We start from the raw sequence: 25,369 nt of genomic DNA, 5'->3' as shown, positions 1-25,369 counted from the left end.
TGGTGACCTGCACTTCATCCGTCGTCTCATTCGAGGGACACGGCACTTCCGTCTCACGATCTTGTCCCTTGGCTTGTTGGCCCCTCAGTCGGACCGGCGCTGATCATCCGGGACCTGCTCCTGCACGGCCGTCCGCCGTCCGCCGTCCGCCCGGAAGATCCGCGAGCGCATCGTGCCCCTCATACTCGCCAGGCGTGAGCCGGACGCGCCTGGCGGCGGTGGCTGTGCTGTGAGTGGTTCACTGAGCGGGAATGGCGGAGCCGGTCAGGGGTCAGAGCCTGGCCAGGGTGCCACAGCTCTCGCCCCGCTACACGGCATGTCAGTCCCATGAGGCCGTGGTCTGCTCTCTGTGCCGTCCACGGCGCACATTCGCGCAGTCGTGACGGTGGTGTAGGAAGACCAAGGCGGTTGGAGTGTCGGGACTGCGATAGCGTGCCGATCTGAGCAGGGAGGGAGATTCCATGTCTCATGCGGATGTTGTCAGGTCGTCGTGGATCAGGATCGTCCGGTGGTTGGAGGAGAACGCCCCCGCCAGTGCGCAGGCGCTCAATCCCCCGGCCACCGAGGCCGATGTCCGAGAACTGCGCGATTCCCTGGGATTCCAGGTCCCCGAGGTATTGGAAACGTGGCTGCGGCTCAACAACGGCAGCACCGCGAAGGATTCCAGAATCTCGCTTCCGGCCGCCCGTCCCGCGGGTACCAGTCGGCGAAGTCCTCGTCGCACCACAGCCCGTCCAGCCGGTCCGCACCCGTATCGCCGTCGTACCACCCGGATTGCTCGCCCGCGCGACCTGTGCAGTCAGAGGCGGAACCTGCTCACCGGAACGCGGGCGGAGGGACAACGGGCACCTCGACAACTACAGCATCGGTCAACGGAACTACCCGAGCATGCCCGTTGGCCAGGCTGCCGCGCCGCGAAACTCCAAGATCCCCGACAGAATCAAGCTCAGTGCGCCGAGAAGAGCTGGTGGAGTGGCACCACCGCCAGCGCCCCGGCCGGCACCGCGTCGATCAGCCAGGTGGTGCCCCCGGCATAGCGGCATTCGAGGCCGTGAGCGGCCGGGTCGTGGACCGACAGCAGTACGGCGGGACCGTGTCGCCGTCCGGCGAGGATCGCCGTTCGTGGATCGGTGGTGAGGTGGACGGTCTTGCGTGCCATCGGCCGTAGGCCTTGCCGGAGTTGGAAGATGTCGTGCAGGTTCACCGACGCCGTAGCATGGTACAGCACTCCGTCCGGTGTCCCGACTGCGTGGTCGTCGGGTGCGGACCTGGTGTGGCCGTAGCGAGCGCGGATCAGGTCGTCCCAGACCTCGAAGCGCGGCTCATCCAAGGCCTGGGCGACGGCCAGCACCTCTGCGGACGACGCGGGCTGCCCGGCCTCCGAGAGTGCGGACAGGAGGTCGTCGAGCCGCGCCCAGCCCTGCGGGTCCGTTGTCAGGTTCGGGTTGTGACGCAGTTGGTAGGCAAGGGCCTTACTGATTCGCCGCTTGCGTCCGAGGTTGAGCTCCTGCAATGGCGCGCCCCCTGGGGCGCCGCGCCGCTCGGCCCAGGCGTCGCGCAGGGTGACGGCCACCTCGTGGACGGAGCCCCACTCCGGGTGGGTACTGATTTCGTCCAGCATGGCCTCGCCGTGCCGGCGGAGCGAGGGGTCGCCGGTTCGATCCGTCAGACACCGCACCGCCCTGACGACCAGTGAGGCGCGGTAGACGGCCCAGATCCGTTCGACCTCCGCGTCGTCATACGGTTCACCGGTGCACTCGCGCAGCGCTTCGACGTACCTTTCGAACACCTCACGGCGAAGGTCCCAGGACCCGGGTGATAGGGCCGGCACGTCGTCCGTCAGCTGGGCCAGTTCACACCCGACCGGTTCGTGGCCCGTCGCCTCCAGGTCGATGGCGACGATCCTTCCGTCGTCGGTGATGAGCCAGTTGAACGCGTGAGCGTCCCGGCGGGGAAGCGTCGGTGCGTCGGCCAGCAGCGTCCACCAGCTGTCGAAGGCCTGGTCGACCAGTTTGCCGGCGCCCTTGGGGAAGATGTCGCGGAGCCACATCCGCACCCGACCGCGCACCTTGGCGCGGACCTTGGTGGGCATGGCATCGCCTGGCCGGGGAGCGGCGTGGATGTAGGCGAGGAAGGCGGCCGCCTGCTTGAGCAGGTCCGCGGAGGCGTCTTCCGTTTCGGGGGAGAGCAGCTCGGCGAGGACCGTTCCGTGCTCGAACCGTCGGACAGTGATCACGTTCACGTTGGACGCGAGGCCCGAACGGCTGCTCAGCTCGTTTGCGTCCAGGGTGGTGATCAGGTCACTGGTGCGGAAGCGGATGTCGGCGCTCATGCGGGCGAGAGTGGTCTGCACGGCCTGCGCGGTACGGGTGTCGCGTTCGACGTTGTCCGTGTGCGTGGGCTTGAACACCAGGGTCGACGAGGCGAAGCCCAGGTGGTCCTCGACGGTGACCACGTTGCTGCGGCCGCCGAGGTTGCGCCGGGTCACGTCCGGACTGGTCATCGCGCGGGTGGCCGCCCGAGTGTAGTAGAAGCCCGCGTCGCCGTCGGCGAGTGCCCGGGCCCAGGAAGCGGGATCCGGGACGAGGCTGGCCAGCCGGGCTTCCAGCGTGGCGCGGTCGGCAGGACTGACGCTCCGCCCGAGTTCGGCCTCCCGACCCAGAACGACCAGGGGGACACACGTCGACGGGTCGTAGGCAGCCTCCTGCACGAGCCGTACCACTCCCTCGGTCCAGTGCTGGGGCGAGACGCCCAGCGCGGCCACGTGGAGCAGGTCGTCGGCGTACCGCATCCGGCTCGGTGTGTCCGTCAGAGCGTTGCCTGCCGTGCCGCCCCCGAGGAGGTCGAGGACCGTACGGCGCAGTTCGAGCCGGGTCGGGGTCGGATACTCGACGAACTGTGCGCACGCCCGGTGCCAGTCGGCGAGAAGGCGCCTGACTAGCGGCTCCCCTGAGCCCTTGAACCGCTCGTTCAGGGCTCCGAGGACCAGATCCGGGAGCGACGACGCCGGGGCCCCAGCGCCGACGAACCGCTGCACCTGCTGGTCGAACCCGAACTGGCTCGGCAGACCGCGCAGCGTGAGCCGGACGGTCGCGGACTCGGGAACCGTGCGTGCCTGGGTGACAACGGTTAGCAGGAGCGTGTGGCGCACCGCCTCACCACTGACGAAGTTTCGGATGGTGTCGAGGGTGGTGGCAGCCTGATCGAGGTAGTGAGCGGTCCTTGCGTCCATCGGGCGCCCGTCGGCCAGCCGCAGCCACGCCTCGGCGATGTGCAGTCGCCAGGTGGTGCTCTTCTCGGCGTCGGCGAACTCCCGGTGCGCCTCGATGATCTGGCCCAGGTACCTGCGGTCGCCGGTGCTGTCGTGCAGGCGCAGGAAGCCCTCCAGCAGGTACGGCACGGCGTCGGTGACCTTGTTGCCGTCCTCTATCGAGCGTCGGATCAGCCCGGCGGACCGTGACAGCTCAGCCGTGCTGACCGACTCGAACCTGCTGACCAGCACCGGGCCTTGGCCGAGCCGTCCGCTGAACTGGTGACGAGCGTTCACGCTGGTCAACTCGCTGTCGCTCACCACGGCGTCCAGGTACACCTCGGCCAGGCGCAGTGCCCGGGAGAACACCGTGGGCCGCTGCCAGGTCACGTCGAGCGCGTGCTGGTGCAGCTTGGTGGCGATCCGCTGTCGGACCACGTGAAGCGTCTTCGCGAAGTGCATTCCGGGTGGAAGTCTCTGCGTCGTCGCGGCCGGCTGACAGAAGACGTACTCGAACACCAGTAGCTCCAGCAGCGGGCGGCTGTCATCGCCGAGGAACTCCTGCCAGAGTCCGAAAATACGGCGGGCCGGCGTCTGCGGGTTCACTACGGTCGATACCCACGGTGCTCCGCGGAGTCGGATCCACTCGGAGAAGGTTTCGTCGAGCGAGCACCCGAGCCAGTGCAGCAGGCTGACGAGCTCGGGACAGTGCTCCTCCACCGCGAGGCGGATCTCCACCTCGGAGAAGCCGGACACCGGAGGCGGCGTCCGGCGCGCAAGATCCAGCGGCGTGACTTTCCGATCCGCGTTCACCCCGGTGAGTCTAAACGCTGCCCCTGACAGTTCGTCGGATGGGCAGCGTGCCCGCCGCCAGTGAGAGCGTCAGCGGGCAACAGCGTGGATCCGGCGGCATGTTGACGGCGTGGGCCGGTCGGTGAAGCTTGGGGAATCCGTCGATCCGGCAAAAGGGCGTCCTGGTATACGCGTAGGGTTACGTCCGACCTCGTACGCGTGAGCTCCGGGCTGCTTCCGGGCAGGGCAGGGCTGATTCAAAGTCGCGGTGATCTTGTTGGCGTCAGCTGATGCCCAGGAGCTTGAGCGGTCGGGTGAATGGTTCGCAGGACGCCTCGCGGAGTCCAGCGGCGCGGCAGAGGCGGGCGCCCGCCCGGCCCGCTAACTCCTTGACCACGGAGTTCAGTTGGTTGGTCAGGCGGTTGGTGCGGCGCTGGTAGCGCTCCACGACGCCGGGGACCTGCTCGCGGAACGTCTGCCGCGGGCAGTCGAGAACCGGGCACACCAGGCGGCGGACCCGCACCGAGACGACGATCCGCCGTCCGTCCACCGGCAAGTCTGCGAGCACCCGCCCATGAAACCCGTGCACCCGCGCTGTTCGCGTCCCGCACGCGGGGCACGGCACCGGATCGTCCCGGGTCCGCGCCGACACCCGGATGACCTCACCCTCGCCCGTCACCCCCTCGATGACCAGGGCCGACAATCCTGAAAACACCACCGCCACAAGCTCATTGACATCGCGCACACCATGCCAACGACAACCGTCACCCTTCGTTACCACCGATTACGGGCCAGAGCCCTTCCCGGGTCAGCACCAGATTGGGGTCCACGTCCAATCCACACCGCGTCAACAGATCAGCCGCGCTCAGTCCTCGCGCGAACAGCACCCAATATCCGAGATCCACTTCTTCTGTTGTCGCCAGCCATCGAATCCCGTCCAACGTCTCGCCGTCATCGCAAGTGGACCGCAGAGCGCATGCAGCGCAGCGGACGCCAACGATGTCGCCTCCGCCGCGCGTATGCATAACTACCCCAGGCCCCGCCCCTTGGCCGCCACCGTCAGGATCGACCGCACCTGGGCGATGATGTCCAGCCGGTTGCGTACGAACCCCGGGTCGGTCACCGTTCCGGTCGCCGGGTTCGTGTTGCCGGTTCCGAACTGCAGTACGGGCGTGTGCACGTGCCCGCCCGGCAGCACGTCGTGCAGCCCCAGCCGGTCCCGCAGCAAGGTGGCCCGATAGGCGATCTCGTTGGACAGATAGTTCCCGCCGCCGCCCGCGCGGGCGATCGACCCGGGCGTCGGCCCGTCCGGCCGGACGACCGGCGTGGTGCCGCCCGCCGGGATCTCGGTCACCTGTGTGTTGTCGTACACGGGGAACCGTCCGGTGTCCGCGGCGACGATCTCCGCGTACGGCAGGGTCGTCGTCGTCCACTGCGGCTGCGAGGCCGGGTCGCGGACCGGGACGGTCCCGGTCACGCCGATGGCGTCGTTGTCCCCGGAACCGCCCCGCCAGGCCCCGTTGGTCCGCTCCACGTCGAAGCGGCCCACCCGCCCCTGGCTCACGGTGGTGAAGAGGTCCACCTTCCTCAGATACGGCCGCAGCGCCCGCTCCACCGTCCCGTCCGTGAAGTCCTTCCAGCGCACCGGGAAGACGACGGTCTCGATCCGCGCCGGCCCGTCCGCCGTCTCGATCACCGTGCCGTCGAGCGCGAGCGCGGTGGCCCCGGACGGGTTGGAGATGCGGATGTCCTGGTCCAGCGTGAACGGATCGAACCCGGTGACCAGGATCCGCTTCAGCTTCCTGCCGTGCGGATAGTGGACGGTGGTCTGCCCGCGCGAGGTCCGCTCCAACGTGTCGACCAGCGCGGCCCGTCGGGTGTCGGACAGTCCGAAGCCCGGCGTCCAGGTGCGCGCCTGACGGGTCATCGTCAGCCGCGCCCAGTACAACGGCCGATCGTCGTCCCGGCTGAGGTCCCCTCCCTGGGGCCCCCGCCCCTGCGCCCGCTCCACGGCCCGTCGCCACAGCGCCGAACCCTCGCGTAGGACGAGCCGGCGGGCCTCGGCGTACGAGCCCGCCGAGCCCAGTTCCCGCGCGAACTCCGCAGTCAGGGCGTCGAACCCGGACCGCCGGAGGATCTCCTGCGGCACCGCCCCGTCGAGCCGCCGCTCCTCGACGGTGGGGGAGGACGAGGCGGAAAGCGAGGGGGTGAGCGCGGCCCCGGTCGCCGGGTCGGTTGCCGCGTCGGCCGTGGGGGCGGCCAGGCCCGCCAGGAGGGTCAGCGTGAGGACGCCGATCCGAACACGTAGAGAAGTCAAGGCAGTTCAGGCCCTTCTGTCACCGTGGGGGAAGCGTTGCTCCCGAACCGCCGCAGTATCCCGTGACAGAAGTGGTCTGCGCCATGTGTGCGCCATGGGGCGTGACTCCGGCGGCGGAAATCGTCAGCGGGCGCCGGAGTGTTCATCCCTGATGCACGATGGACGCACCGCACGGACGCGTCAATGAGGAGGCACCGCCATGGCGGCACCCTTGCGCACCACCCCCGTCGACGAGACCCGCGAGGCCGCCGTCGAGGCCGCCCTCCGCACGCTCGACCTGGACGCCAAGACCCGCCTCCTGGCCGGCCAGGACATGTGGTCCCTGCCCGCCCTCCCGGAGATCGGCCTGCCGTCCCTGGTCATGTCGGACGGCCCCATCGGCGTCCGGGGGGTGCGCTGGACCGCCGACGACCCGTCGGTCGCGCTGCCCTCGCCGACCGCACTGGCCGCCACCTGGGACCCCTCACTCGCCCGCCGGGCAGGGGTGCTGCTCGCCCAGGAGGCCCGCCGCAAGGGCGTCCACGTGCTGCTCGCACCCACCGTCAACCTGCACCGCTCCCCGCTCGGCGGCCGTCACTTCGAGGCCTACAGCGAGGACCCGTACCTGACCGGACGGATCGGCGCGGCCTATGTGACCGGCGTCCAGTCCGGCGGCGTCGGCACCACCGTCAAGCACTTCGTCGTTAACGACGCCGAGACCGACCGGTTCACCGTGAACAACCGGGTCTCCGAGCGCGCCCTGCGCGAGCTGTATCTCGCCCCCTTCGAGGCGATCGTCGAGAACGCCCACCCCTGGGGCATCATGACCGCCTACAACTCGGTCAACGGCCCCACGATGACCGAGCACCACCACCTGGTGAACGAGATCCTGCGCGGCGAATGGGGCTTCGACGGCTTCAACGTCTCCGACTGGACCGCCGCCCGGGCCACCGTCGGCGCCATCGAGGGCGGCCTCGACGTCGCCATGCCCGGCCCGCAGACCGTGTACGGCGAGGCCCTCGCCCGGGCCGTCCGGGACGGCGAGGTGGCCGAGGCCAAGGTCGACACGGCTGTCCGCAACGTCCTGCGGCTCGCCGCCCGCCTCGGCATCCTCGCGGGCGCCGATCCGGTCGTCACCGAACTGCCCCGGACCGTCGACGGTGAGTCGCTGGCCCGAGAGATCGCCCGCCGCTCCTTCGTCCTCGTACGCAACGAAGCGCGCAACGAAGCGCGCAACGAAGCGCCCGGCGGGGGGCGGGACAGGAAGCGTGACGGGGAGCCTGCGGGGGAGCGTGTCCTGCCGCTGAAGCCGAACGGGACCGTCGCCCTCATCGGAGCCGCCGCCCGCGACGCACGCGTCCTCGGCGGCGGCTCCGCCACCGTCTTCCCGGCGCACATCGTCTCCCCGCTCGACGGCCTCACCGCCGCCCTGCCCGACGGCTCCCTCACCTACGGCGTCGGCGCCGACCCGAACACCGAACTCGCCGTCGCCGACAAGGGCTTCGAGCTGCACGCGGTCTGCCGCGACACCGCCGGCACGGTCATCGGCACCGGCCCGGCACCGAACGGCCACGTCCAGTGGATGGGTGACGACCTGCCCGAGGGCGTCACCCACGCCGCCCTCCACACCGTCGAACTCACCGGCACCTTCACCCCGCGCGAGTCCGGCCCGCACACCTTCGGCATCAAGGGCCTCGGCGCCTTCACCCTGCGCGTCGACGGCACCACCCACTACGACGACGTCCAGCGCCCCACCTCGGACGACCCGTTCCTCACCTTCTTCGGCGCCCCGGAACCCCGCGCCCAGGTCGAACTCACCGCGGGGCGCCCGGTCGAGGTCTCCCTCACCCACGTCGTCCGGCTCCCCGAGGGCCTCCCGCTGAGGGTCGTCTCCTTCACCCTCGCCCACCAGGAGCCCCAGCGCGATCCCGACGAGCTGATCGCCGAGGCCGTGGCCGCCGCCCGCGCCGCCGACACGGCCGTCGTCGTGGTCGCCACCACCGAACGCGTCGAGTCGGAGGGCTTCGACCGCACCGACCTCACCCTCCCCGGCCGCCAGGACGACCTGGTCCACGCGGTCGCCGCCGCCAACCCCAACACCGTGGTGGTCGTCAACTCCGGCTCCCCGGTGGAACTCCCGTGGCGCGACGAGGTCGCCGCCGTCCTGCTGAGCTGGTTCCCCGGCCAGGAGGGGGGCGCCGCCCTCGCGGACGTCCTCACCGGCGCTGACGAGCCCGGCGGCCGGCTGCCCACCACCTGGGGCTCCCTGACCGACGCCCCGGTCACCCAGGTCGTCCCCGACAACGGGGAACTCCCGTACTCCGAGGGCGTCTTCATCGGCTACAGTGCCTGGGAGAAGGAGGGGAGGACCCCCTCGTACCCCTTCGGCCACGGTCTCGGCTACACCGACTGGACCTACGAGTCCGTCGAGGTGCGCGGCACGAGCGTGACGGTCCGCGTCCGCAACTCCGGTACCCGCCCCGGTCGTGAGGTCGTCCAGGTCTACCTGGCCCCCGTCGAGCCCGACGCCGAGCGCCCGGCCCGCCGTCTGGCCGGATTCGCGGGAGTGGAGGCCGCGCCCGGCGAGATCGTCGAGACCACCGTGGAACTGCCCCGCCGCGCCTTCGAGATCTGGAACGAGAAGACCGGTTCGTGGTCATATGTGAAGGGTTCGTACGACATCCAGGCGGGCCGCTCGATCTCCGACCGCCGGCTCACCGCGACGATTGACGTCTGACGCACCGTGACGATTGACGTCTGACGCACCGCGACGATCACCGTCTGATCCGGGAACCTCTCCCACAAGCAGCCCCGGCCCGGAACCTGACCCCCGGGCCGGGGCTTTCACGTTCGCCGGGCGAGGCGCGGCTCGGTCACGCCCTCTTCCCCGTGACCGTCCGATAGGCGATCTCCGCCAGCCGCGCCTGGCCGTTCACGCTCGGGTGGAACCAGTCCCAGTGGCTCAGCTGGCCGGTGCCGAAGCGGTAGTCGTACACCGCGCCTCCGTCGAAACGGCAGTGGCGGTCCTTGGCGCAGACCGACTCCAGCACCTTGTTGTAGTCCTCGACCCGCTTCTCCACGGTGTCCCGCCGCCCGGTGGCCGCCGCGTCCAGGGCGTCCGCGTCGCCCAGCATCGACGGGCAGATGCCCAGCTTCCACACCTGCTTGCCCAGCGGGTTCGTCCGCCCCTCGGACCACAGCCGCTTCAGGCTCGGCACGCTCGCCACGTACACCTGCGCCTTGGGCGCCGCCCTGCGCAGCGTGCTCATCGCGTCCTCGAAGTCGGCACGGAAGCCCGTCACCGAGGTCATCGCCGCCGTGCTGGCCCGGCAGGCGTCGTTCGCCCCCACCATCACCGCCACCAGGTCCGGCCTACGCGCCGCCGCCTGGCCCATCTGGCCGGGCAGGTCCGCCATCCGCGCCCCGGTCACGGCGTAGTTCCAGCTCCGCTCGGCCGCCTTCGCCCGCCCCAGCAGCCGTACGGCGAGACTGTCGACCTCGGCGCTGCCACCGGTCGCCCAGGACACCTCGGGGCAGTCCGTCAGCACCGCGCACGCGTCGAAGCCGCGGGTGATGGAGTCGCCGACGGCCGCGACGGAGGCCGGACTGCTGTCCCACGTCGGCGTCGGGGACGGCTTCGCCTTCTGTGCGCCGGCGCCGCTCGGGCCCGGCGCGTCACCACCGACGGCATCACAGCCGGCGACCCCCAGAACGGCCACCGCCGCAGCGGCGAGAACGGTACGCGAGCGATGGCCCAGCTTCCGCATCCGGTGGTGATCCCCTCGGTCGACGGTCACGGCGGCGACGGATTCCCCCATCCTGATCCCCCACTGCCCTTCCCCCATAACAACGCGCGCGAGTTCCCGACCACGCTCCGTCGAACGTTTCCCACCCGTACTGGCGTCCTGTCGGGTGAATGGTGGGCGTTTCGGGGCAACGGGACCGACGGTACGTCACACTCCTCGCCCCGCCGCACGGTAGCCTCGCCATCAACGCGGCTGCCCGCCACCGCCGCCGTGCCAGCCTGCAAGACTGTCCCGCTCTGCCCGGAGGTCCCGGTGACGACACGTGGAGTTCTGTACGTGCACTCCGCGCCGCGCGCGCTGTGCCCGCACGTCGAGTGGGCCGTCGCCGGGGTGCTCGGCACACGCGTCAACCTCGACTGGATCCGGCAGCCCGCCGCGCCCGGCACCTGGCGCTCCGAGTTCTCCTGGCAGGCCGAGGCCGGCACCGCCTCCCAACTGGCCTCGGCGCTGAGGGGCTGGCAGCTCATCCGCTTCGAGGTCACCGCCGAGCCCTGCCCCAGGGCCGAGGGCGAGCGCTACAGCTGCACCCCCGACCTCGGTATCTTCCACGCCGTCACCGGCATCCACGGCGACATCCTCATCCCCGAGGACCGCATCCGCGCGGCTCTGCAGCGCTCCCAGCGGGGCGAGACCGACCTGGAGGCCGAACTCGCCAAGCTCCTGGGCAAACCCTGGGACGACGAGCTGGAACCGTTCAGGTACGCGGGCGAGGGAGCGCCGGTCCGCTGGCTGCACCAAGTGGTGTGAGTCCATGGCTGGTGTGAGTCCACGGGACGCGAAGCCCCCGACAGACGTGAAGGGTCCCCACCAGCCGGCGGGGACCCTTCACGCTCGTACGGACGCTACGGACTCTACGGACGCTTCTCAGACCGAACGGAACGCCAACACCACGTTGTGACCGCCGAACCCGAACGAGTCGTTCAACGCGGCGATCCGGCCCTCGACGGGCAGCTTGCGCGCCTCGCCGCGCACGACATCCGCGTTGGCCTCGGCCTCGGGGTCGAGGTTCTCCACGTTGATGGTCGGCGGAGCCACCCGGTAGTACAGGGCGAGGATCGTCGCCACCGACTCCACACCGCCGGCGCCGCCGAGGAGGTGACCGGTCATCGACTTGGTGGCGGAGACCGCCATGTGGTCGGCGTCGTCGCCGAACACCTTGCGCAGGGCCTTCAGCTCGGCCACGTCACCGGCCGGCGTCGACGTCGCGTGCGCGTTGACGTGCACGATCTCCGCCGGGTCCAGGTCGGTGCGGTCCAGCAGGTTCTGCAGGGCGTGCGAGATGCCCCGCCCCTCCGGCTCCGGCTGCACGATGTCGTGGCTGTCGGCGGAGATGCCCTGCCCGACCGCCTCGGCGTACACCCGCGCCCCGCGCTTGGCGGCGTGCTCGGCGGACTCCAGGACGATCACGCCGGCGCCCTCGCCCAGGACGAAGCCGTCGCGGCCGGTGTCGTAGGGACGCGAGGCGCCCTCGGGGTCGTCGTTGTTCTTGGACATCGCCATCATGTTGCCGAACGCGGCGATCGGCAGCGGATGGATCGCCGCCTCCGTGCCGCCCGCGACGACGACGTCGGCGCGGCCCGTGCGGATCATCTCGATGGCGTAGCCGATGGCCTCGGCGCCCGACGCGCACGCGGAGACCGGCGTGTGCACGCCCGCCCGGGCGCCCACGAGCAGGCCCACGTTGGCCGAGGGGCTGTTCGGCATCAGCATGGGGACGGTGTGCGGGGAGACGCGGCGGACGCCCTTCTCCTTCAGCACGTCGTACTGGTCGAGCAGGGTCGTCACGCCCCCGATGCCGGAGGCGATGACCGTACCGAGCCGGTCGGGGTCGACGATCCCGTCGGACCCGACCTCCCCGGCCTTGCCGGTGAAACCGGCGTCCTTCCATGCTTCCATGGCCGCGACCAGCGCGAACTGCGCCGAACGGTCCAGGCGGCGGGCCTGCGGCCGCGGAATGACCTCGGTCGGTTCCACGGCGATCTGAGCGGCGATGCGGACCGCCTGCGCGGCGGCCCACTCCTGCTTCAACGGCGTGACGCCGGACTTGCCGGCGATCAGGCCCTCCCAGGTAGAGGCTGCGTCGCCACCCAGCGGTGTGGTTGCGCCGATACCGGTGACGACCACGGTGCGATTGGTCGAGCTCACGGGAATTCTTTCTCCAACGGATCGGGATTCAGGATTCAGCGGCGCCACCGCCGGGTGGCGGGGCCAGGCAGCCGGCCTGAGCGGTGGCTCAGGCCTGGTTCTTGAGGATGTAGCTGGTCGCGTCGCCGACGGTCTTGAGGTTCTTGACGTCCTCGTCGGGGATCTTGACGTCGAAGCGCTCCTCGGCGGCGACGACGACCTCGACCATGGACAGCGAGTCGACGTCCAGGTCGTCGGTGAAGGACTTGTCCGGCTGGACGTCCTCGACCGGGATGCCGGCGATCTCGTTCACGATGTCGGCGAGACCGGCGACGATCTCTTCCTGAGTGGCGGCCATGTCAGGCGCTCCTTCGTAGTAATCCACAGGGTGTGGCGGTGTTTCGTGTTCCGCACCGGATCCGATGATGATCCGGCACGGCGTGCCTAGGGGAGGGTAACGACCGTCGCGGCGTACACGAGACCCGCCCCGAAGCCGATGACGAGCGCGGTGTCGCCGCTCTTCGCCTCGCCGGTCGCCAGCAACCGCTCCATGGCGAGCGGAATCGAGGCAGCCGAGGTGTTGCCGGTGGTGCGTACGTCACGCGCGACCGTGACGTGCTCCGGCAGTTTCAACGTCTTCACCATCGAGTCGATGATCCGCTCGTTGGCCTGGTGGGGAATGAAGACGTCCAGGTCGTCCGGGGTGATCCCGGCCGCGTCCAGCGCCTGCTGGGCGACCTTCGCCATCTCGAACACGGCCCAGCGGAACACCGCCTGGCCCTCCTGCGTGATAGCAGGGAACTTGATGTTGCCCTTGCTGTCGAGCGGGAGCTTGGAGACATCGCCGGCGTGGAACTCGGTCCACGGCACGGTCTGCTTGATCGTCTCGGACTTGTCGCCCTCGGAACCCCACACGGTCGGACCGATGTGCGGCTCCGCGGAGGGGCCGACCACGACCGCGCCGGCGCCGTCGCCGAACAGGAAGGCCGTGGCCCGGTCCTCCAGGTCGGTCAGGTCGCTCAGCCGCTCCACGCCGATGACGAGGACGTACTCCGCCGAACCCTCGACGATCATGCCCTTGGCGAGGGTGAGGCCGTAGCCGAAACCGGCGCAGCCCGCCGAGACGTCGAAGGCGGCGGCCTTGTTCGTGCCGAGCTTGTCGGCGATCTCGGTGGCGACGGCGGGGGTCTGCTTGAAGTGCGAGACGGTCGCCACGATGACGCCGCCGATCTGCTCGGCGGAGATCCCGGCGTCGGCGATCGCCTTGCCGGACGCCTCGATCGACATCGCGGCGACGGTCTCCTCGTCGTTCGCCCAGTGCCGCGTCTCGATGCCGGAGCGCGAGCGGATCCACTCGTCGGACGAGTCGATCGTCTCGAGGATCACCTCGTTCGGCACGACCCGGGTGGGGCGGTAGCCGCCGACACCGAGGATCCGCGCGTACGGGGCGCCCTTGCTGGGCTTGATCTTCGACATGCTCTCCAGGCTCCTTGTCAGGCGCCCGCCGCGTCAGCGGCAGGTGCAGCAGTCGCTGCGATGAGTTCGCGAGCAGCGTCGAGGTCGTCGGGGGTCTTGAGCGCCAGCGTCCGCACGCCGGGCAGCGCCCGCTTGGCGAGACCGGTCAGCGTGCCGCCGGGGCACACCTCGATCAGCGCGGTCACGCCGAGCTCCTTGAAGGTCTCCATGCACCGGTCCCAGCGCACCGGGTTGGCCACCTGGCCGACCAGCCGCGTCAGGACCTCGGCGCCGGTGGCGACGGTCTGTCCGTCCTTGTTCGAGACGTAGGCGAGCTTCGGGTCGGCGGGTGTCAGGGACTCGGCGGCCTTCGACAGCGCGTCGACCGCGGGGGCCATGTGGTGCGTGTGGAAGGCGCCGGCCACCTTCAGCGGGACGACCTTGCGGACACCCTCGGGCTTGTCCTCGTTCAGCGCGGCGAGCTGCTCCAGCGTGCCCGCGGCCACGATCTGGCCGGCGCCGTTGACGTTGGCCGGGGTCAGGCCCAGCTTCTCCAGGTGCGCGACCGTCACCTCGGGGTCACCGCCGAGCAGCGCCGACATACCGGTCTCGGTGACGGCGGCCGCCTCGGCCATGGCCAGGCCACGGGTGCGCACCAGCCGGAGGGTCTCCTCCTCGGGGAGCACCCCGGCGAGCGCGGCCGCGGTCAGTTCGCCGACGCTGTGCCCGGCGATCGCGCCGACCTTGCGGGGCAGGTCCGCCGGGTCGTCGAAGAGCGTGTACGCGCAGGCCAGTCCGGCCGCGACCAGCAGCGGTTGCGCCACCGCGGTGTCGCGGATCTCCTCCGCGTCCCCGTCGGTGCCGTAGCGGATCAGGTCGAGCTGCACGGCGTCGGACCACGCCTCGAGGGCGCCGCGGACACCGGGGAGTTCGAGCCAGGGAGTCAGGAAGCCGGGCGTCTGGGCGCCTTGGCCGGGAGCGACGAGTACGAGCACTCTCACACTCTCTCTTGTGGACGGCCACCGCCGCCCGTGGGGACAGGGACGAAGAACGGGAGGGGGTTTTGTGGACCCCCGACAAAAGCCTAGGACTGGGGATCGCCGTCGGCCAGCCGCCCCAGGATGAGCGCGATACGCAACGTGAACGCCGAACGCACATCGGAGGGCGACCAGCCGGTGACGTCAGTCACACGTCGGAGCCGGTAGCGCACGGTGTTGGGATGAACGAAGAGCATACGCGCGGCGCCCTCCAGACTGCTCGCCTGTTCAAGATAGACGGAGAGTGTCTCCAGGAGCGCCGACCCGGCCTCTTCCAGTGGTCTGTAGATCTCCTCCACCAACTGCTCACGCGCGCCCGGGTCACCGGCCATCGCGCGCTCCGGCAGCAGATCGTCGGCCAGCACCGGCCGCGGGGCGTCCTGCCAGGCGGAACACGCCTTGAGCCCGGCGGCGGCGGCCTGCGCGGACCGGATCGCGGCGAGCAGATCGGGCACGACGGGCCCCGCGACGACCGGCCCCGCCGCATAAGGGCCGATCAGCGACTTGGCCACGGCGAGGGGGTTGTCGCTGCCGCCGGCGATGACGACGAGCCGGGTACCGAGCACCCCGGTCAGGACCTGGAGCTTGGCGTGCCGGGCGGCCCGCCGGATGGCTTCGACGGTCAGCTCGCTGTCACCGTCGGGCGCCGTCCCCAACACCACGCACACATGCTCGGGCGAGTTCCAACCCAGCGCGGCGGCCCGGGACACGGCCCCCTCGTCGGCCTCGCCGCTCAGCACGGCGTTCACCACGAGCGACTCCAGCCGGGCGTCCCAGGCGCCGCGTGCCTCGGCGGCCTGGGCGTACACCTGGGCGGTCGCGAAGGCGATCTCGCGGGCGTACACGAGCAGCGCCTCGCGCAGGACGTTCTCGTCCCCGGGGGCCGCCACCTCGTCGATGGCCGACTCCATGACCTCGATCGTGGTGCGCACCATCTCGACGGTCTGGCGCAGGGTGATGGCCCTGGTCAGCTCGCGGGGCGCGGTCCCGAAGACGTCGGTGGAGATGGCCTGGGGGGCGTCCGGATGCCGGAACCACTCGGTGAACGCGGCGATACCGGCCTGGGCGACCAGTCCGATCCAGGAACGGTTCTCCGGGGGCATCGCCCGGTACCACGGCAGCGTGTCGTCCATGCGCGCGATCGCCTGCGCGGCGAGACTGCCGGACGACTTCTCCAGCCGCTTCAGAGTCGCGGGGTGCGAGTGGACGGGCACTGCGGCGCCGGGGCGGTGGGTCTCTGGTTCGGGCACGGGACAAGACTGCCTTATCGGGACGGCGGAGCGCGTGGCCGGGTGGGGCGAGGACTACCGTGGTGTCCGTGATGGACGTACGGCGCGCGACGGAGCGCTTCCGAGGCGGCGACCCGGAGGCCGGCATCGAGTCACTGCACGCCTTCTCCTTCGGCCCGCACTACGACCCCGACAACCTCCGCTTCGGCGCGCTGATCGCCTGCAACGAGGAACGCCTCGCCCCCGGCGCCGGTTTCGACGAGCACCCGCACAGCCACACCGAGATCGTGACCTGGGTGACCGAGGGCGAGCTCACCCACCGCGACTCGACCGGCCACGAGACGATCGTGCGCCCCGGCGACGTGCAGCGCCTCAGCTCGGCGGCCGGCGTCCGGCACGTGGAGCGCAACGACGGCCCGCTGCCCCTGACCTTCGTCCAGATGTGGCTGGCCCCGCTGGAGTCCGGCGGCGACCCGGCGTACGAGATCGTCCCCGGCATCGCGGACGCCACGCCGTACGCCGTCCCGGCGGCCGGCGTGATGCTCCACGTACGGCGCCTGGCAGCGGGGGAGCGGACGGCGGTGCCGGACGGGGCGTACGTGTACGCGCACGTCGTACGCGGTGAAGTGAGCCTGGACGGCGAGGTGCTGGGGCCGGGTGACGCGGCACGGATCACGGACGCGACGGACCTGGAGGCGGTGGGGGTGACGGGCGCGGAGCTGCTGCTGTGGGAGATGTCACGGTGACGCGGTCCGTGACCACCACGTGATCCAGGGGCCGCAGGCCGACCGCCGTGGCCCCGCCGCCAGGCGGGTTGTAACGCGGCGGTCGGCCTCGCGCGCCTTCGTTCGAACGGGCCCGCTTTCTAACGGAGCCCGTCCACGAAGACCCGCCAGGCGTCCGGGCGGACGAGCAGCGCGGGTCCGGTGGGGTTCTTGCTGTCGCGGACGGGGACGACGCCGGGGAAACCGTCGGCCACCTCGACGCAATCGCCGCCGGTACTTCCGCTGTAGCTGGACCTACGCCACCGCGCGTGCACTGACCAGGAGGTCCCCTCAGCCCCGCAACTCCGCGAGCACCGCGTCCGTGAACGCCGGCCACACCTCGACCGCCCAGGGCCCGAAAGCGCGGTCGGTGAGGGCCACGCAGGCCGCCTGCGCGGCGGGGTCGATCCACAGGAACGTACCGGACTGGCCGAAGTGTCCGACGGTGCGCGGGGAGGAGGTGGCCCCGGTCCAGTGGGGGGACTTGCCGTCCCGGATATCGAAGCCGAGCCCCCAGTCGTTCGGGTTCTGGTGCCCGTATCCCGGCAGCACGCCCTTCGTCCCCGGGTACTGGACCGTCATCGCCTCGGCGACCGTACGCGGGTCGAGCAGCCGGGGTGCCTGGATCTCGGCCGCGAACCGTACGAGGTCGTCCACCGTGGACACGCCGTCCTTCGCCGGAGAGCCCTCCAGCGCCGTGGCCGTCATCCCGAGCGGCTCCAGCACCGCCTGCCGCAGGTACTCGGCGAACGGGATCTCCGTGGCCTTGGCGATGTGGTCCCCGAGCTGCTCGAAACCGGCGTTGGAGTACAGCCGCCGCTGCCCGGGCGGGGCCGTCACCCGGTGCTCGTCGAAGGCCAGCCCCGAGGTGTGCGCGAGCAGATGCCGGACCGTGGACCCGGGGGGCCCGGCCGGCTCGTCGAGGTCGATCGCGCCCTCCTCGTACGCGACGAGGGCGGCGTAGGCCGCGAGGGGCTTGGTGACCGAGGCCAGCGGGAAGCGGTGCCCGGCCGGGCCGTGGGAGCCGAGCAGCGTCCCGTCGGCGCGGACGACGGCCGCCGAGGCGGTGGTAACCGGCCAGTTCTCGATCAACGCGAGGCTCTGCAAGGGCATGTGGATGAGCCTAGGCGGCTCAGAGCTGCAGGCTCATCGCGGGGTCCGGCTTGCGGACGAAGCCGAGAGAGGCGTACAGCGGCTCGGCCTCGGCGGACGCGGTGAGGAGGACCTGCCCGGCTCCCCGCTCGCGGAACCATTGGAGCAGTTCGTCCATACAGGCGCGCGCGTAACCGCGGCGGCGGGCGTCCGGGTCGGTGGCGACGCTGAAGACGTACCCGGCCTTCCCGTGCGGATTCGCGGCCTTACCGATCCGGTAGTCGACCGTCCCGACCACCAGGGCGGCGAGCGCTCCCGGCCGCTCGGGATGGTCGACGACGAAGGCCGCGAAGTCCTCGTCCCGCGCGAGGCGGTCCCGCAACACCGGTGACGCAGGCACGTGCCACTCGGTGCCGGGGTCCGAGCCGGACAGCGAATCGATCATCACCTGACGCAGCCGCAGCACTTCCTGCGCGTCCTCGGCCGTGGCACGACGTACGAGACTCATACCCCGCACGCTAACCAGTGCGCCCGCGTCGTGTCCCGTCGATTTCTTACCGGATCCGCTTGCTTCGAGTGCACTCCAAGGCCATAGCGTTGAGGCTATGACGGTGATGGAGACCACGGGTACCAGGACCGACAGGTGTGCCGCCCCGCCGCACCCGCACAGACGTCCGGAAGGCCAGGACAGCTACACGATCAGCGAGGTCGTCGCGGTCACCGGCCTGACCGCGCACACCCTGCGCTGGTACGAGCGCATCGGCCTGATGCCGCACATCGACCGCTCGCACACCGGTCAGCGTCGCTACAGCAACCGCGACCTCGACTGGCTCGACCTGGTCGGCAAGCTCCGGCTGACCGGCATGCCGGTGGCCGACATGGTGCGCTACGCCGAGCTGGTGCGCGAGGGCGACCACACCTACGGCGACCGCTTCGAGCTGCTGAAGGCGACCCGCGAGGACGTCCTCGCCCGGATCGTGGAACTTCAGGACACGCTCGCGGTCCTCGACACGAAGATCGGTTTCTACGCGGACGCCGGGCGGGCCCTGGCGTCGGAGAGGTCTCGATGACCAACGGCAGGATATCCGCGGTACGGCTCGGCGACGCCGGCCCCGAGGTGGGTGTGCAGGGCCTCGGCTGCATGGGGATGAGCTTCGCGTACGGCCCCACGGACGCGGACGACGCCAGGGCCACCCTGGAGCGGGCGCTGGAACTCGGCGTGACCCTGTACGACACGGCGGACGCGTACGGCGTGGGCGAGAACGAGCGGTTCCTGGCCCCGTTCTTCAACGCGCACCGCGACGAGGTCGTGATCGCCACCAAGTTCGCCCTGGCGATCCCGCCGGACGACCCGACCCGGCGGATCATCCGCAACGACCCGCCGTACATCCGCCAGGCCGTCGAGGCGAGCCTCAAGCGCCTCGACGTCGACGTCATCGACCTCTACTACATGCACCGGCGTGATGTGAACGTGCCGATCGAGGAGACCGTCGGCGTCATGGCCGAGCTGGTGCGCGAGGGCAAGGTCAAGTACCTGGGCCTGAGCGAGGTCACGGGTACGGAGCTGCGGACCGCGCAGGCCGTCCACCCGATCGCCGCCGTGCAGTCGGAGTGGTCGCTGTTCAGCCGGGACATCGAGGCGGGGGTCGTACCGGCCGCCCGGGAGCTGGGTGTGGCCCTGGTGCCGTACTCCCCGCTGGGCCGCGGTTTCCTCACGGGCTCCTTCGCCAACGCCGAGAAGGATCTGACCGCCGGCGACTTCCGCCGCCAGCAGCCCCGCTTCACCGGCGAGAACGCCGCCGCGAACGCGGGCCTGCTGGAGTCGGTCCGCACGGTGGCCGAGGCCCACGGGATCTCGCTCGGTCAGGTCGCCCTGGCCTGGGTCCAGCAGCAGGCACAGGCGCACGACCTGCCGGTGGTCCCGATCCCGGGCACCCGCAAGGTCAGCCGCATCGAGGAGAACACGGCGGCCACCCGGGTCGTCCTCGGCGAGCAGGACATGACGCTCCTGGAGCCGATCGCGGCACAGGTGGCGGGCGACCGCTACGCGGACATGACGTTCACGTCCGCCGGACGCGAGTAGTTACAACTGCGCCAGCAACTCCGCCTTCTTGACGGAGAACTCCTCGTCGGTCACCAGTCCCGCCTGGTGCAACTCACCGAGGTGACGGATGCGTTCGGCGATGTCGGCGGGGTCGCGGCGCGCGACGGCCGCCGTCGGGACCGCTGCCACCGCGGAGCGGTCCCGCACGGCCGCCAGGACCGCCGCGGCGAAGGGCAACGACTCGTGCACGGGCCCGTATCCGAGCCCGAAGACGACCGCGGCGGGATCCTGGTCGGGCTGTGCGGGCCGTGGGGGCTGTGGGGGCTGTGCGGGTACGGCCTGGGTGTCCGTGTCCCGACGCAGCAACCGCAGATGTCCCTCGAACACCTCCGGTGACCGCCACTCCACCCCGCTCAGCTCGGACACGGCGAAGCTCTGGTCGCCGGCTTTCCACTTCGCCGACGACGCCCCCGTCCAGGACCAGCGGAAGCGCACGGTCCGCCCGTCGAAGGACGCCTTCCCGTCGTACGCCTTGAACTGCAACGGCACCTCGGGCGCCGCTATCAGAAACCGTTCGGCCGGCCCGTCGTCCGCCTCGGTCAGCCGCGCCCGCAACTCGTCGGCGTAGTACTCGGCGAGCGTCTCGCGCTCGGACGGCAGCACCAGCCGGTACGGATCGCCGCCCTCCTTCAGCTGCCCCGCGGCAGCCTCCGTCAACGGGTCGGCGCCGGGGCGCGGTTCGGCACGCAGGACGACCGTTCCGCGTCGGCCGGGGGTGAGCGTCACCCCGGAGAGCGCCGCCAGGGGAACACGCCGTTCCCCCAACGCCTGGAACAGCTTGGGTGTTCGAATCCCCCGTTCGTAGCGGATGAGCACGGAGTCGGAGTCGAACTCCCAGGCGGCATGAAATCCGGCCAGTACGTCACCCATGCGGCTCATCGTATGCGGCACGAGCTCCTTCGTCCCCTCCCCGCGCAGACCGCGGTTCTTGCGCCGCTACGCGCGTCCGGCCGACGCCGTACCGGACAAACCCGTCCGACAGGCTTCCGTTTCGCCCGCGCAGTGCACCGAGGGGTACGCGCCGATGCCGATCTCGGCGAAGTTCAACAGGCTCTCCGTGCCCGGCACGAAGTAGCCACTGTGCCCGCCCGCGCCCCGCGCCGACAGGATGCGGGCGCCGAACCCGGAGGACATCGGGTCGGCTCCGTGGCCGAAGCCGCCGACCTCCATGTACGGAACGTCCTGGATCCAGTCGTGGGCGTCCCGCATCGCCCACACCTGCGCGGAGGTGCGCAGTCGGGAGGCGTTCGGGACACGCATCCCGGGGCTGCCGGCCACCGCGATGTCGGCCACCCGCTCCGGCAGGGTGTGCGCGGCCAGGCCGCACACCACGGAGCCGTAACTGTGGCAGAAGAGGGAGACCGGGGAGCGGCCGGGCAGGGCCCGCACCAGCGCGTTCAGCCGGACCGCGCCCTCCGTCGCGCGTTTCGCGGTGGCGGAGTCGATGCCGAGTCCGGCGGGTGCCGTGTAGTCGGCCCAGGCGATGACCGCCGTACGCGTCGTCGGGCTCGCCGAGCGCTCGGCCCGGTGGAGGGCGTCGGCCATGCCGACGGGCGCCGAGTATCTGCGGTTGGTGCGCTGGAAGGTCAGCAGGTCGGTGTCGACGCCGGGGACGACGACGGAGACCCGTTCGGCCTTGGTCAGGTCGCCGAACACCTCCGCGATCCGGCCCGAGCCGTCCGGGTCGAAGGCCAGGATGTGGCGGCTCTTGGTGAGCAGCGACTCGTAGCGGTGCATGCGGCGGCCGGCGCCCTGCTGGCCGTCCGGTGTGAGCCGTGGGTCGTGCATGCGTTTCCGCTCGACCCTGCGGGCCTGTCCGAGCGCGATCCGGTTGGCGCGGTAGCGCAGGTCGACCGGGGCGCCGTTCATGTTGCCGACCGCGAGCGGATAGCGGCCGGCGAGGGTGGCGCGCTCCTGGGCGGTGAGGGAGGCGAAGAAGCGGGCGAGACGCCCGGGGTTCGTGTCCGGGTCCGGCAGCGGGTGTCCGTGGAGGCGCCCGTGCTCCCACTTCGAGAGCGAGTCCTGGAGTGCGGTGCCGCCCGGATGGGAACGCAGCGCGGTCCAGCCGGTGGTCGACAGCATCACGAACACCACGGCCAACGCGAGCAGTGCGCGCCAGACGTTCAGTTGCGGGGAGGTATCGAAGGAAGTCACTGAAAGGACACACTAGGAGAACGAGAGGGTCTCGCGTGACCCAAGTGGCGTGAATCACGTTTGGACAAAAGGGGTGCTGCGGGGGCAGGGTCAGTCGCTTCGCCAGTTTCCCGTCAGCGCCGGTCCCACCAGTTCGAGATAGCGCTCCGTCAGTTCCCGGATGGCCGCCAGGCTGAAGTCCTCGCCGGTGCTCCACTGCCGTTCGGTGACCCGGATCACCGCGCCGAAGACGGCCACCATGAGGCGCGGGCGGGGATCGTCGTCCACGTCGAGACCCTCGCGCTCGGCGAGCATGCGCGCGATCCGCTCCTCCGACTCCGCCGAGCGTCGCAGATGGGCGGCGAGCAGGACGGGGGTCGACTCGATCACCCGGTACATGCGCAGATAGAGCTCGACCGGGACGATCTCCTCGATGGCCTCGGTGACCGTGTCCCAACCCTCCAGCACGGCCCGGCGCAGTGCCTCCAGCGGGACCTCGTGTGCCGGACGGTTCCGCACCGACTCGACGAAGCGCGTCTCGGCGATCTCCTGGAGGGAGAGGGCGGCCTCCTCCTTGTTCGCGAAGTAGCGGAAGAAGGTCCGCTGCGACACCTCCACCGCCTCGGCGATGTCGTCGACGGTGGTCTGCTCGTACCCCCGGGTGGTGAACAGTTCGAGTGCCGCCCGCAGCAGCGCGTCCCGGGTGCGCTGTTTCTTGCGCTCGCGCAGTCCCGGCGGTGACGCGGTGTCCATGGGTGTCTCCTTCGAACCGTGCACCTGAGAACTGTGCATCTTTGAACCACGCACCTGTGAACCGTGCACCCGGCTCAGGCTGTGATCAAGTTTCGTGACAGTTACCGACTTGTGAATCGGTTTGTCAATTGTCAGAGGCTGTCATTAACCTCGAACGCATGACTAGTCAGACCACCATCGACACGACGGGGCCGGAGGACAGGACACCGACGTCCCCGTCGGACCGGGCCCCCGCCTCAGGGCTGCGCGGCCACCCCTGGTTCACCCTCATCACCGTTGCGGTCGGGGTCATGATGGTGGCCCTCGACGGCACCATCGTCGCCATCGCCAACCCCGCCATCCAGCAGGACCTGAAGGCGAGCTTCGCCGACGTCCAGTGGATCACCAACGGATACTTCCTCGCCCTCGCGGTCTCCCTGATCACCGCCGGCAAGCTCGGTGACCGCTTCGGGCACCGGCAGACCTTCCTGATCGGCGTGGTCGGTTTCGCCGCCGCCTCCGGCGCCATCGGGATGTCCAGCAGCATCGCGCTGGTCGTCACCTTCCGCGTCCTGCAGGGCCTGTTCGGCGCCCTGCTGATGCCGGCCGCGCTGGGCCTGCTGCGGGCGACCTTCCCGGCCGAGAAGCTCAACATGGCCATCGGCATCTGGGGCATGGTCATCGGCGCCTCCACCGCCGGCGGCCCGATCCTCGGCGGTGTGCTGGTCGAGCACGTCAACTGGCAGTCGGTGTTCTTCATCAACGTGCCGGTCGGCATCATCGCCGTGGTCCTCGGCGTACTGATCCTGCTCGACCACCGCGCCGAGAACGCGCCGCGTTCCTTCGACATCGCGGGCATCGTGCTGCTGTCCGGTGCGATGTTCTGCCTGGTCTGGGCCCTCATCAAGGCTCCGGCCTGGGGCTGGGGCGACGGCAAGACCTGGGCCTTCGTCATCGCGTCCGTGGTCGGCTTCGCCCTCTTCGCCTTCTGGGAGACGAAGGTCAAGGAACCGCTGATACCGCTGGCGCTGTTCCGCTCCGTCCCGCTGTCCGCGGGTGTCGTCCTGATGGTGCTGATGGCGATCGCCTTCATGGGCGGCCTGTTCTTCGTGACGTTCTATCTCCAGAACGTGCACGGTATGAGCCCCATCGACGCCGGACTCCATCTGCTCCCGCTCACCGGCATGATGATCGTCGGCTCTCCGCTCGCCGGCGCGATGATCACCAAGCTGGGCCCGCGGATCCCGCTGGCCGGCGGTATGGCGGCCACCGCGATCGCCATGTACGGCATGTCCACGCTGGAGACGGACACCGGCAGCGCCGCGATGTCCCTCTGGTTCGCCCTGCTGGGCCTCGGCCTCGCGCCCGTCATGGTCGGCGCCACCGAGGTCATCGTCGGCAACGCCCCGATGGAGCTCTCCGGTGTGGCCGGCGGTCTCCAGCAGGCCGCGATGCAGATCGGCGGCAGCCTCGGTACGGCCGTCCTGGGTGCCGTGATGGCCTCCAAGGTGGACGGCGACCTCGCGGGCAACTGGAAGGCCGCGGGCCTTCCGCCGCTCAGCCCGGCCCAACTCGATCAGGCCTCGGAAGCGGTCCAGGTCGGTATGGCACCGGTCGCCCCCAACACCCCGGAGCCGATAGCCGCGAAGATCGCCGACGTCGCGCACGACACCTTCATCTCCGGAATGAGCCTGGCGTCCCTGGTCGCCGCCGGAGTCGCCGTCGTCGCCGTCCTGGTCGCGCTGCTCACCAAGCGCGGCGAGAACGCGGAGGCGGGAGCAGGCGTCGGACACATCTGACGCCGGGCGGCCCGGGCGCGGAACTCCGGGGGCCCGCGGGCGAAACTTCCGGAGGACCGCGCGGAACTCCGGGAGCAACGCACGGAACCCCGACTCCCGGAGGCGCGCGCGGAGTTCCCGTAGGAACGGGCGGAGTTCCCCTATCAGGGTGACAACGCTAAAGATCCCTCGCCCCCGGTACGCGCCGCAGGTCACAGTGGGTCAAGTCCTCCGGTACGGCACATTCCCCAGGCATGTTCGGGGAGTTCGTACGCCGAGGAGGGCGACCGGTGCTGCGGCGCGCTGCTGGAGGGGGGCGGCGCGCCGCAAGGCCGGGGTATGGGGAGACACAGCGTGGGTACTCGCGTCATCGAACCCGGGAACGAACCGAATCAACCGAGAGATTCAGGGAGTTGACGATGGCGGGCTTCGGACAGGGAACGCGCAGGTACCCCCGCTCACGTGGCCGGACGTGGTCACGGACCGGGCCGGATCGCGCGACGCTCGGAATCATCGGAGTCGTCTGCGCCGTCGCCGGATTCTTCGCGCTGGGGATCATCCTCGGCCCGGTGGCGATCGTTTGCGGCTGGCTCGCCATGGGCCGTGCCTGGACAGGCACGCGCTCGATGCCGGCCCTCGTCGCCGTGGTCCTGGGCGCTGTCGACACGCTTCTGGCGATCATCTGGCTCGCCGGAGCGGCCACCCCTGGGACGGGCCTGTTCTGACCCGGGGGATGTGAGAGCAGGGCCCTCGGTTGGGACGACCGGGGGCCCACTC

The 25,369-nt window shown here is 70.5% G+C and carries 21 protein-coding genes and 1 pseudogene; 7 read left to right on the top strand and 15 right to left on the bottom strand.

The genetic code is table 11. From position 1 onward, the window contains the following. Positions 1-946 precede the first annotated feature (946 nt). The 3 genes and pseudogenes from M2271_RS24655 to M2271_RS24645 form a co-directional block, all read right to left on the bottom strand. Positions 947-4,063 (bottom strand): RNA 2'-phosphotransferase, encoded by a 3,117-nt coding sequence (locus M2271_RS24655; RefSeq protein WP_280889498.1) that lies wholly within the window; start codon positions 4,061-4,063, stop codon positions 947-949. A 328-nt stretch (positions 4,064-4,391) separates the two neighbouring features. Next, positions 4,392-4,757: pseudogene (locus M2271_RS24650) on the bottom strand (transposase family protein); the annotation flags it as partial. Positions 4,758-5,069: 312 nt separating this feature from the next. Then, positions 5,070-6,359: a pyroglutamyl peptidase gene (locus M2271_RS24645; protein ID WP_280889497.1), complete on the bottom strand. Its 1,290-nt coding sequence runs from the start codon at positions 6,357-6,359 to the stop codon at positions 5,070-5,072. Positions 6,360-6,558: 199 nt separating this feature from the next. On the opposite strand from M2271_RS24645, the gene M2271_RS24640 reads away from it, so the two are divergent. Next, a complete protein-coding gene (locus tag M2271_RS24640; protein WP_280889496.1) occupies positions 6,559-9,075 on the top strand; it encodes a glycoside hydrolase family 3 C-terminal domain-containing protein in 2,517 nt (838 codons plus the stop codon). Between the two features lie 136 nt (positions 9,076-9,211). Here M2271_RS24640 and M2271_RS24635 read toward each other — a convergent pair whose 3' ends face one another. Next, positions 9,212-10,105 carry an SGNH/GDSL hydrolase family protein gene (locus M2271_RS24635; RefSeq protein WP_280889624.1) on the bottom strand — a complete coding sequence of 298 codons (894 nt, stop codon included), beginning with the start codon at positions 10,103-10,105 and terminating at the stop codon, positions 9,212-9,214. Positions 10,106-10,396: 291 nt separating this feature from the next. Between M2271_RS24635 and M2271_RS24630 the strand changes: the two genes are divergently transcribed. Beyond that, on the top strand, positions 10,397-10,891 hold the full coding sequence (locus M2271_RS24630; protein ID WP_280889495.1) for a DUF3145 domain-containing protein: 495 nt from the start codon (positions 10,397-10,399) through the stop codon (positions 10,889-10,891). Between the two features lie 117 nt (positions 10,892-11,008). Here M2271_RS24630 and M2271_RS24625 read toward each other — a convergent pair whose 3' ends face one another. From M2271_RS24625 to fasR, 5 genes are all read right to left on the bottom strand, one after another. Further along, entirely contained in the window at positions 11,009-12,289 is a 1,281-nt protein-coding gene (locus M2271_RS24625) for a beta-ketoacyl-[acyl-carrier-protein] synthase family protein (protein ID WP_280889494.1), read from the bottom strand. A gap of 88 nt (positions 12,290-12,377) precedes the next feature. Next, entirely contained in the window at positions 12,378-12,626 is a 249-nt protein-coding gene (locus M2271_RS24620; protein ID WP_280889493.1) for an acyl carrier protein, read from the bottom strand. 86 nt (positions 12,627-12,712) lie between these two features. Further along, positions 12,713-13,744, bottom strand: a complete 1,032-nt coding sequence (locus M2271_RS24615) for a ketoacyl-ACP synthase III (protein ID WP_280889492.1) — start codon at positions 13,742-13,744, stop codon at positions 12,713-12,715. 17 nt (positions 13,745-13,761) lie between these two features. Further along, positions 13,762-14,718: an ACP S-malonyltransferase gene (locus M2271_RS24610; RefSeq protein ID WP_280889491.1), complete on the bottom strand. Its 957-nt coding sequence runs from the start codon at positions 14,716-14,718 to the stop codon at positions 13,762-13,764. Between the two features lie 89 nt (positions 14,719-14,807). Next, the gene (fasR, locus tag M2271_RS24605; protein ID WP_280889490.1) at positions 14,808-16,010 is read right to left on the bottom strand and encodes a fatty acid biosynthesis transcriptional regulator FasR; all 1,203 of its coding nucleotides are present in this window, start codon (positions 16,008-16,010) and stop codon (positions 14,808-14,810) included. A gap of 71 nt (positions 16,011-16,081) precedes the next feature. Here fasR and M2271_RS24600 point away from each other — a divergent pair, with 71 nt between their 5' ends. Further along, positions 16,082-16,735 (top strand): pirin family protein, encoded by a 654-nt coding sequence (locus tag M2271_RS24600; RefSeq protein ID WP_280889623.1) that lies wholly within the window; start codon positions 16,082-16,084, stop codon positions 16,733-16,735. Between the two features lie 119 nt (positions 16,736-16,854). Here the strand turns inward: M2271_RS24600 and M2271_RS24595 are convergent, their stop codons facing one another. From M2271_RS24595 to M2271_RS24585, 3 genes are all read right to left on the bottom strand, one after another. Continuing rightward, positions 16,855-16,968: a DUF397 domain-containing protein gene (locus tag M2271_RS24595; RefSeq protein WP_280889489.1), complete on the bottom strand. Its 114-nt coding sequence runs from the start codon at positions 16,966-16,968 to the stop codon at positions 16,855-16,857. Positions 16,969-17,044: 76 nt separating this feature from the next. Next, positions 17,045-17,866 carry a serine hydrolase domain-containing protein gene (locus M2271_RS24590; protein ID WP_280889488.1) on the bottom strand — a complete coding sequence of 274 codons (822 nt, stop codon included), beginning with the start codon at positions 17,864-17,866 and terminating at the stop codon, positions 17,045-17,047. Positions 17,867-17,885: 19 nt separating this feature from the next. Beyond that, positions 17,886-18,353: an N-acetyltransferase gene (locus tag M2271_RS24585; protein ID WP_280889487.1), complete on the bottom strand. Its 468-nt coding sequence runs from the start codon at positions 18,351-18,353 to the stop codon at positions 17,886-17,888. 97 nt (positions 18,354-18,450) lie between these two features. Between M2271_RS24585 and M2271_RS24580 the strand changes: the two genes are divergently transcribed. Together M2271_RS24580 and M2271_RS24575 are read left to right on the top strand one after the other, a co-directional pair. Beyond that, the gene (locus M2271_RS24580; RefSeq protein ID WP_280889486.1) at positions 18,451-18,915 is read left to right on the top strand and encodes a MerR family transcriptional regulator; all 465 of its coding nucleotides are present in this window, start codon (positions 18,451-18,453) and stop codon (positions 18,913-18,915) included. Further along, positions 18,912-19,928 carry an aldo/keto reductase gene (locus M2271_RS24575; protein WP_280889485.1) on the top strand — a complete coding sequence of 339 codons (1,017 nt, stop codon included), beginning with the start codon at positions 18,912-18,914 and terminating at the stop codon, positions 19,926-19,928. The genes M2271_RS24580 and M2271_RS24575 overlap by 4 nt, the downstream gene beginning before the upstream one ends. Here M2271_RS24575 and M2271_RS24570 read toward each other — a convergent pair whose 3' ends face one another. From M2271_RS24570 to M2271_RS24560, 3 genes are all read right to left on the bottom strand, one after another. Beyond that, complete coding sequence (locus M2271_RS24570; RefSeq protein ID WP_280889622.1) at positions 19,929-20,828, bottom strand: DUF4429 domain-containing protein; 900 nt, start codon at positions 20,826-20,828, stop codon at positions 19,929-19,931. A 57-nt stretch (positions 20,829-20,885) separates the two neighbouring features. Beyond that, on the bottom strand, positions 20,886-22,103 hold the full coding sequence (locus M2271_RS24565) for an alpha/beta hydrolase (protein ID WP_280889484.1): 1,218 nt from the start codon (positions 22,101-22,103) through the stop codon (positions 20,886-20,888). 90 nt (positions 22,104-22,193) lie between these two features. Next, positions 22,194-22,835: a TetR family transcriptional regulator gene (locus M2271_RS24560; RefSeq protein ID WP_280889483.1), complete on the bottom strand. Its 642-nt coding sequence runs from the start codon at positions 22,833-22,835 to the stop codon at positions 22,194-22,196. Positions 22,836-22,993: 158 nt separating this feature from the next. Between M2271_RS24560 and M2271_RS24555 the strand changes: the two genes are divergently transcribed. Next, on the top strand, positions 22,994-24,613 hold the full coding sequence (locus M2271_RS24555) for an MFS transporter (protein ID WP_280889482.1): 1,620 nt from the start codon (positions 22,994-22,996) through the stop codon (positions 24,611-24,613). A gap of 398 nt (positions 24,614-25,011) precedes the next feature. Further along, positions 25,012-25,317: a small hydrophobic protein gene (locus M2271_RS24550; protein ID WP_280889481.1), complete on the top strand. Its 306-nt coding sequence runs from the start codon at positions 25,012-25,014 to the stop codon at positions 25,315-25,317. The last annotated feature ends 52 nt before the right edge of the window (positions 25,318-25,369 follow it).

Source organism: Streptomyces sp. LBL, assembly GCF_029893585.1.
Lineage (GTDB): Bacteria > Actinomycetota > Actinomycetes > Streptomycetales > Streptomycetaceae > Streptomyces.
The sequence above is the reverse complement of the archived record's forward strand: the minus strand, read 5'-3'. Positions and strand labels throughout refer to the sequence as shown.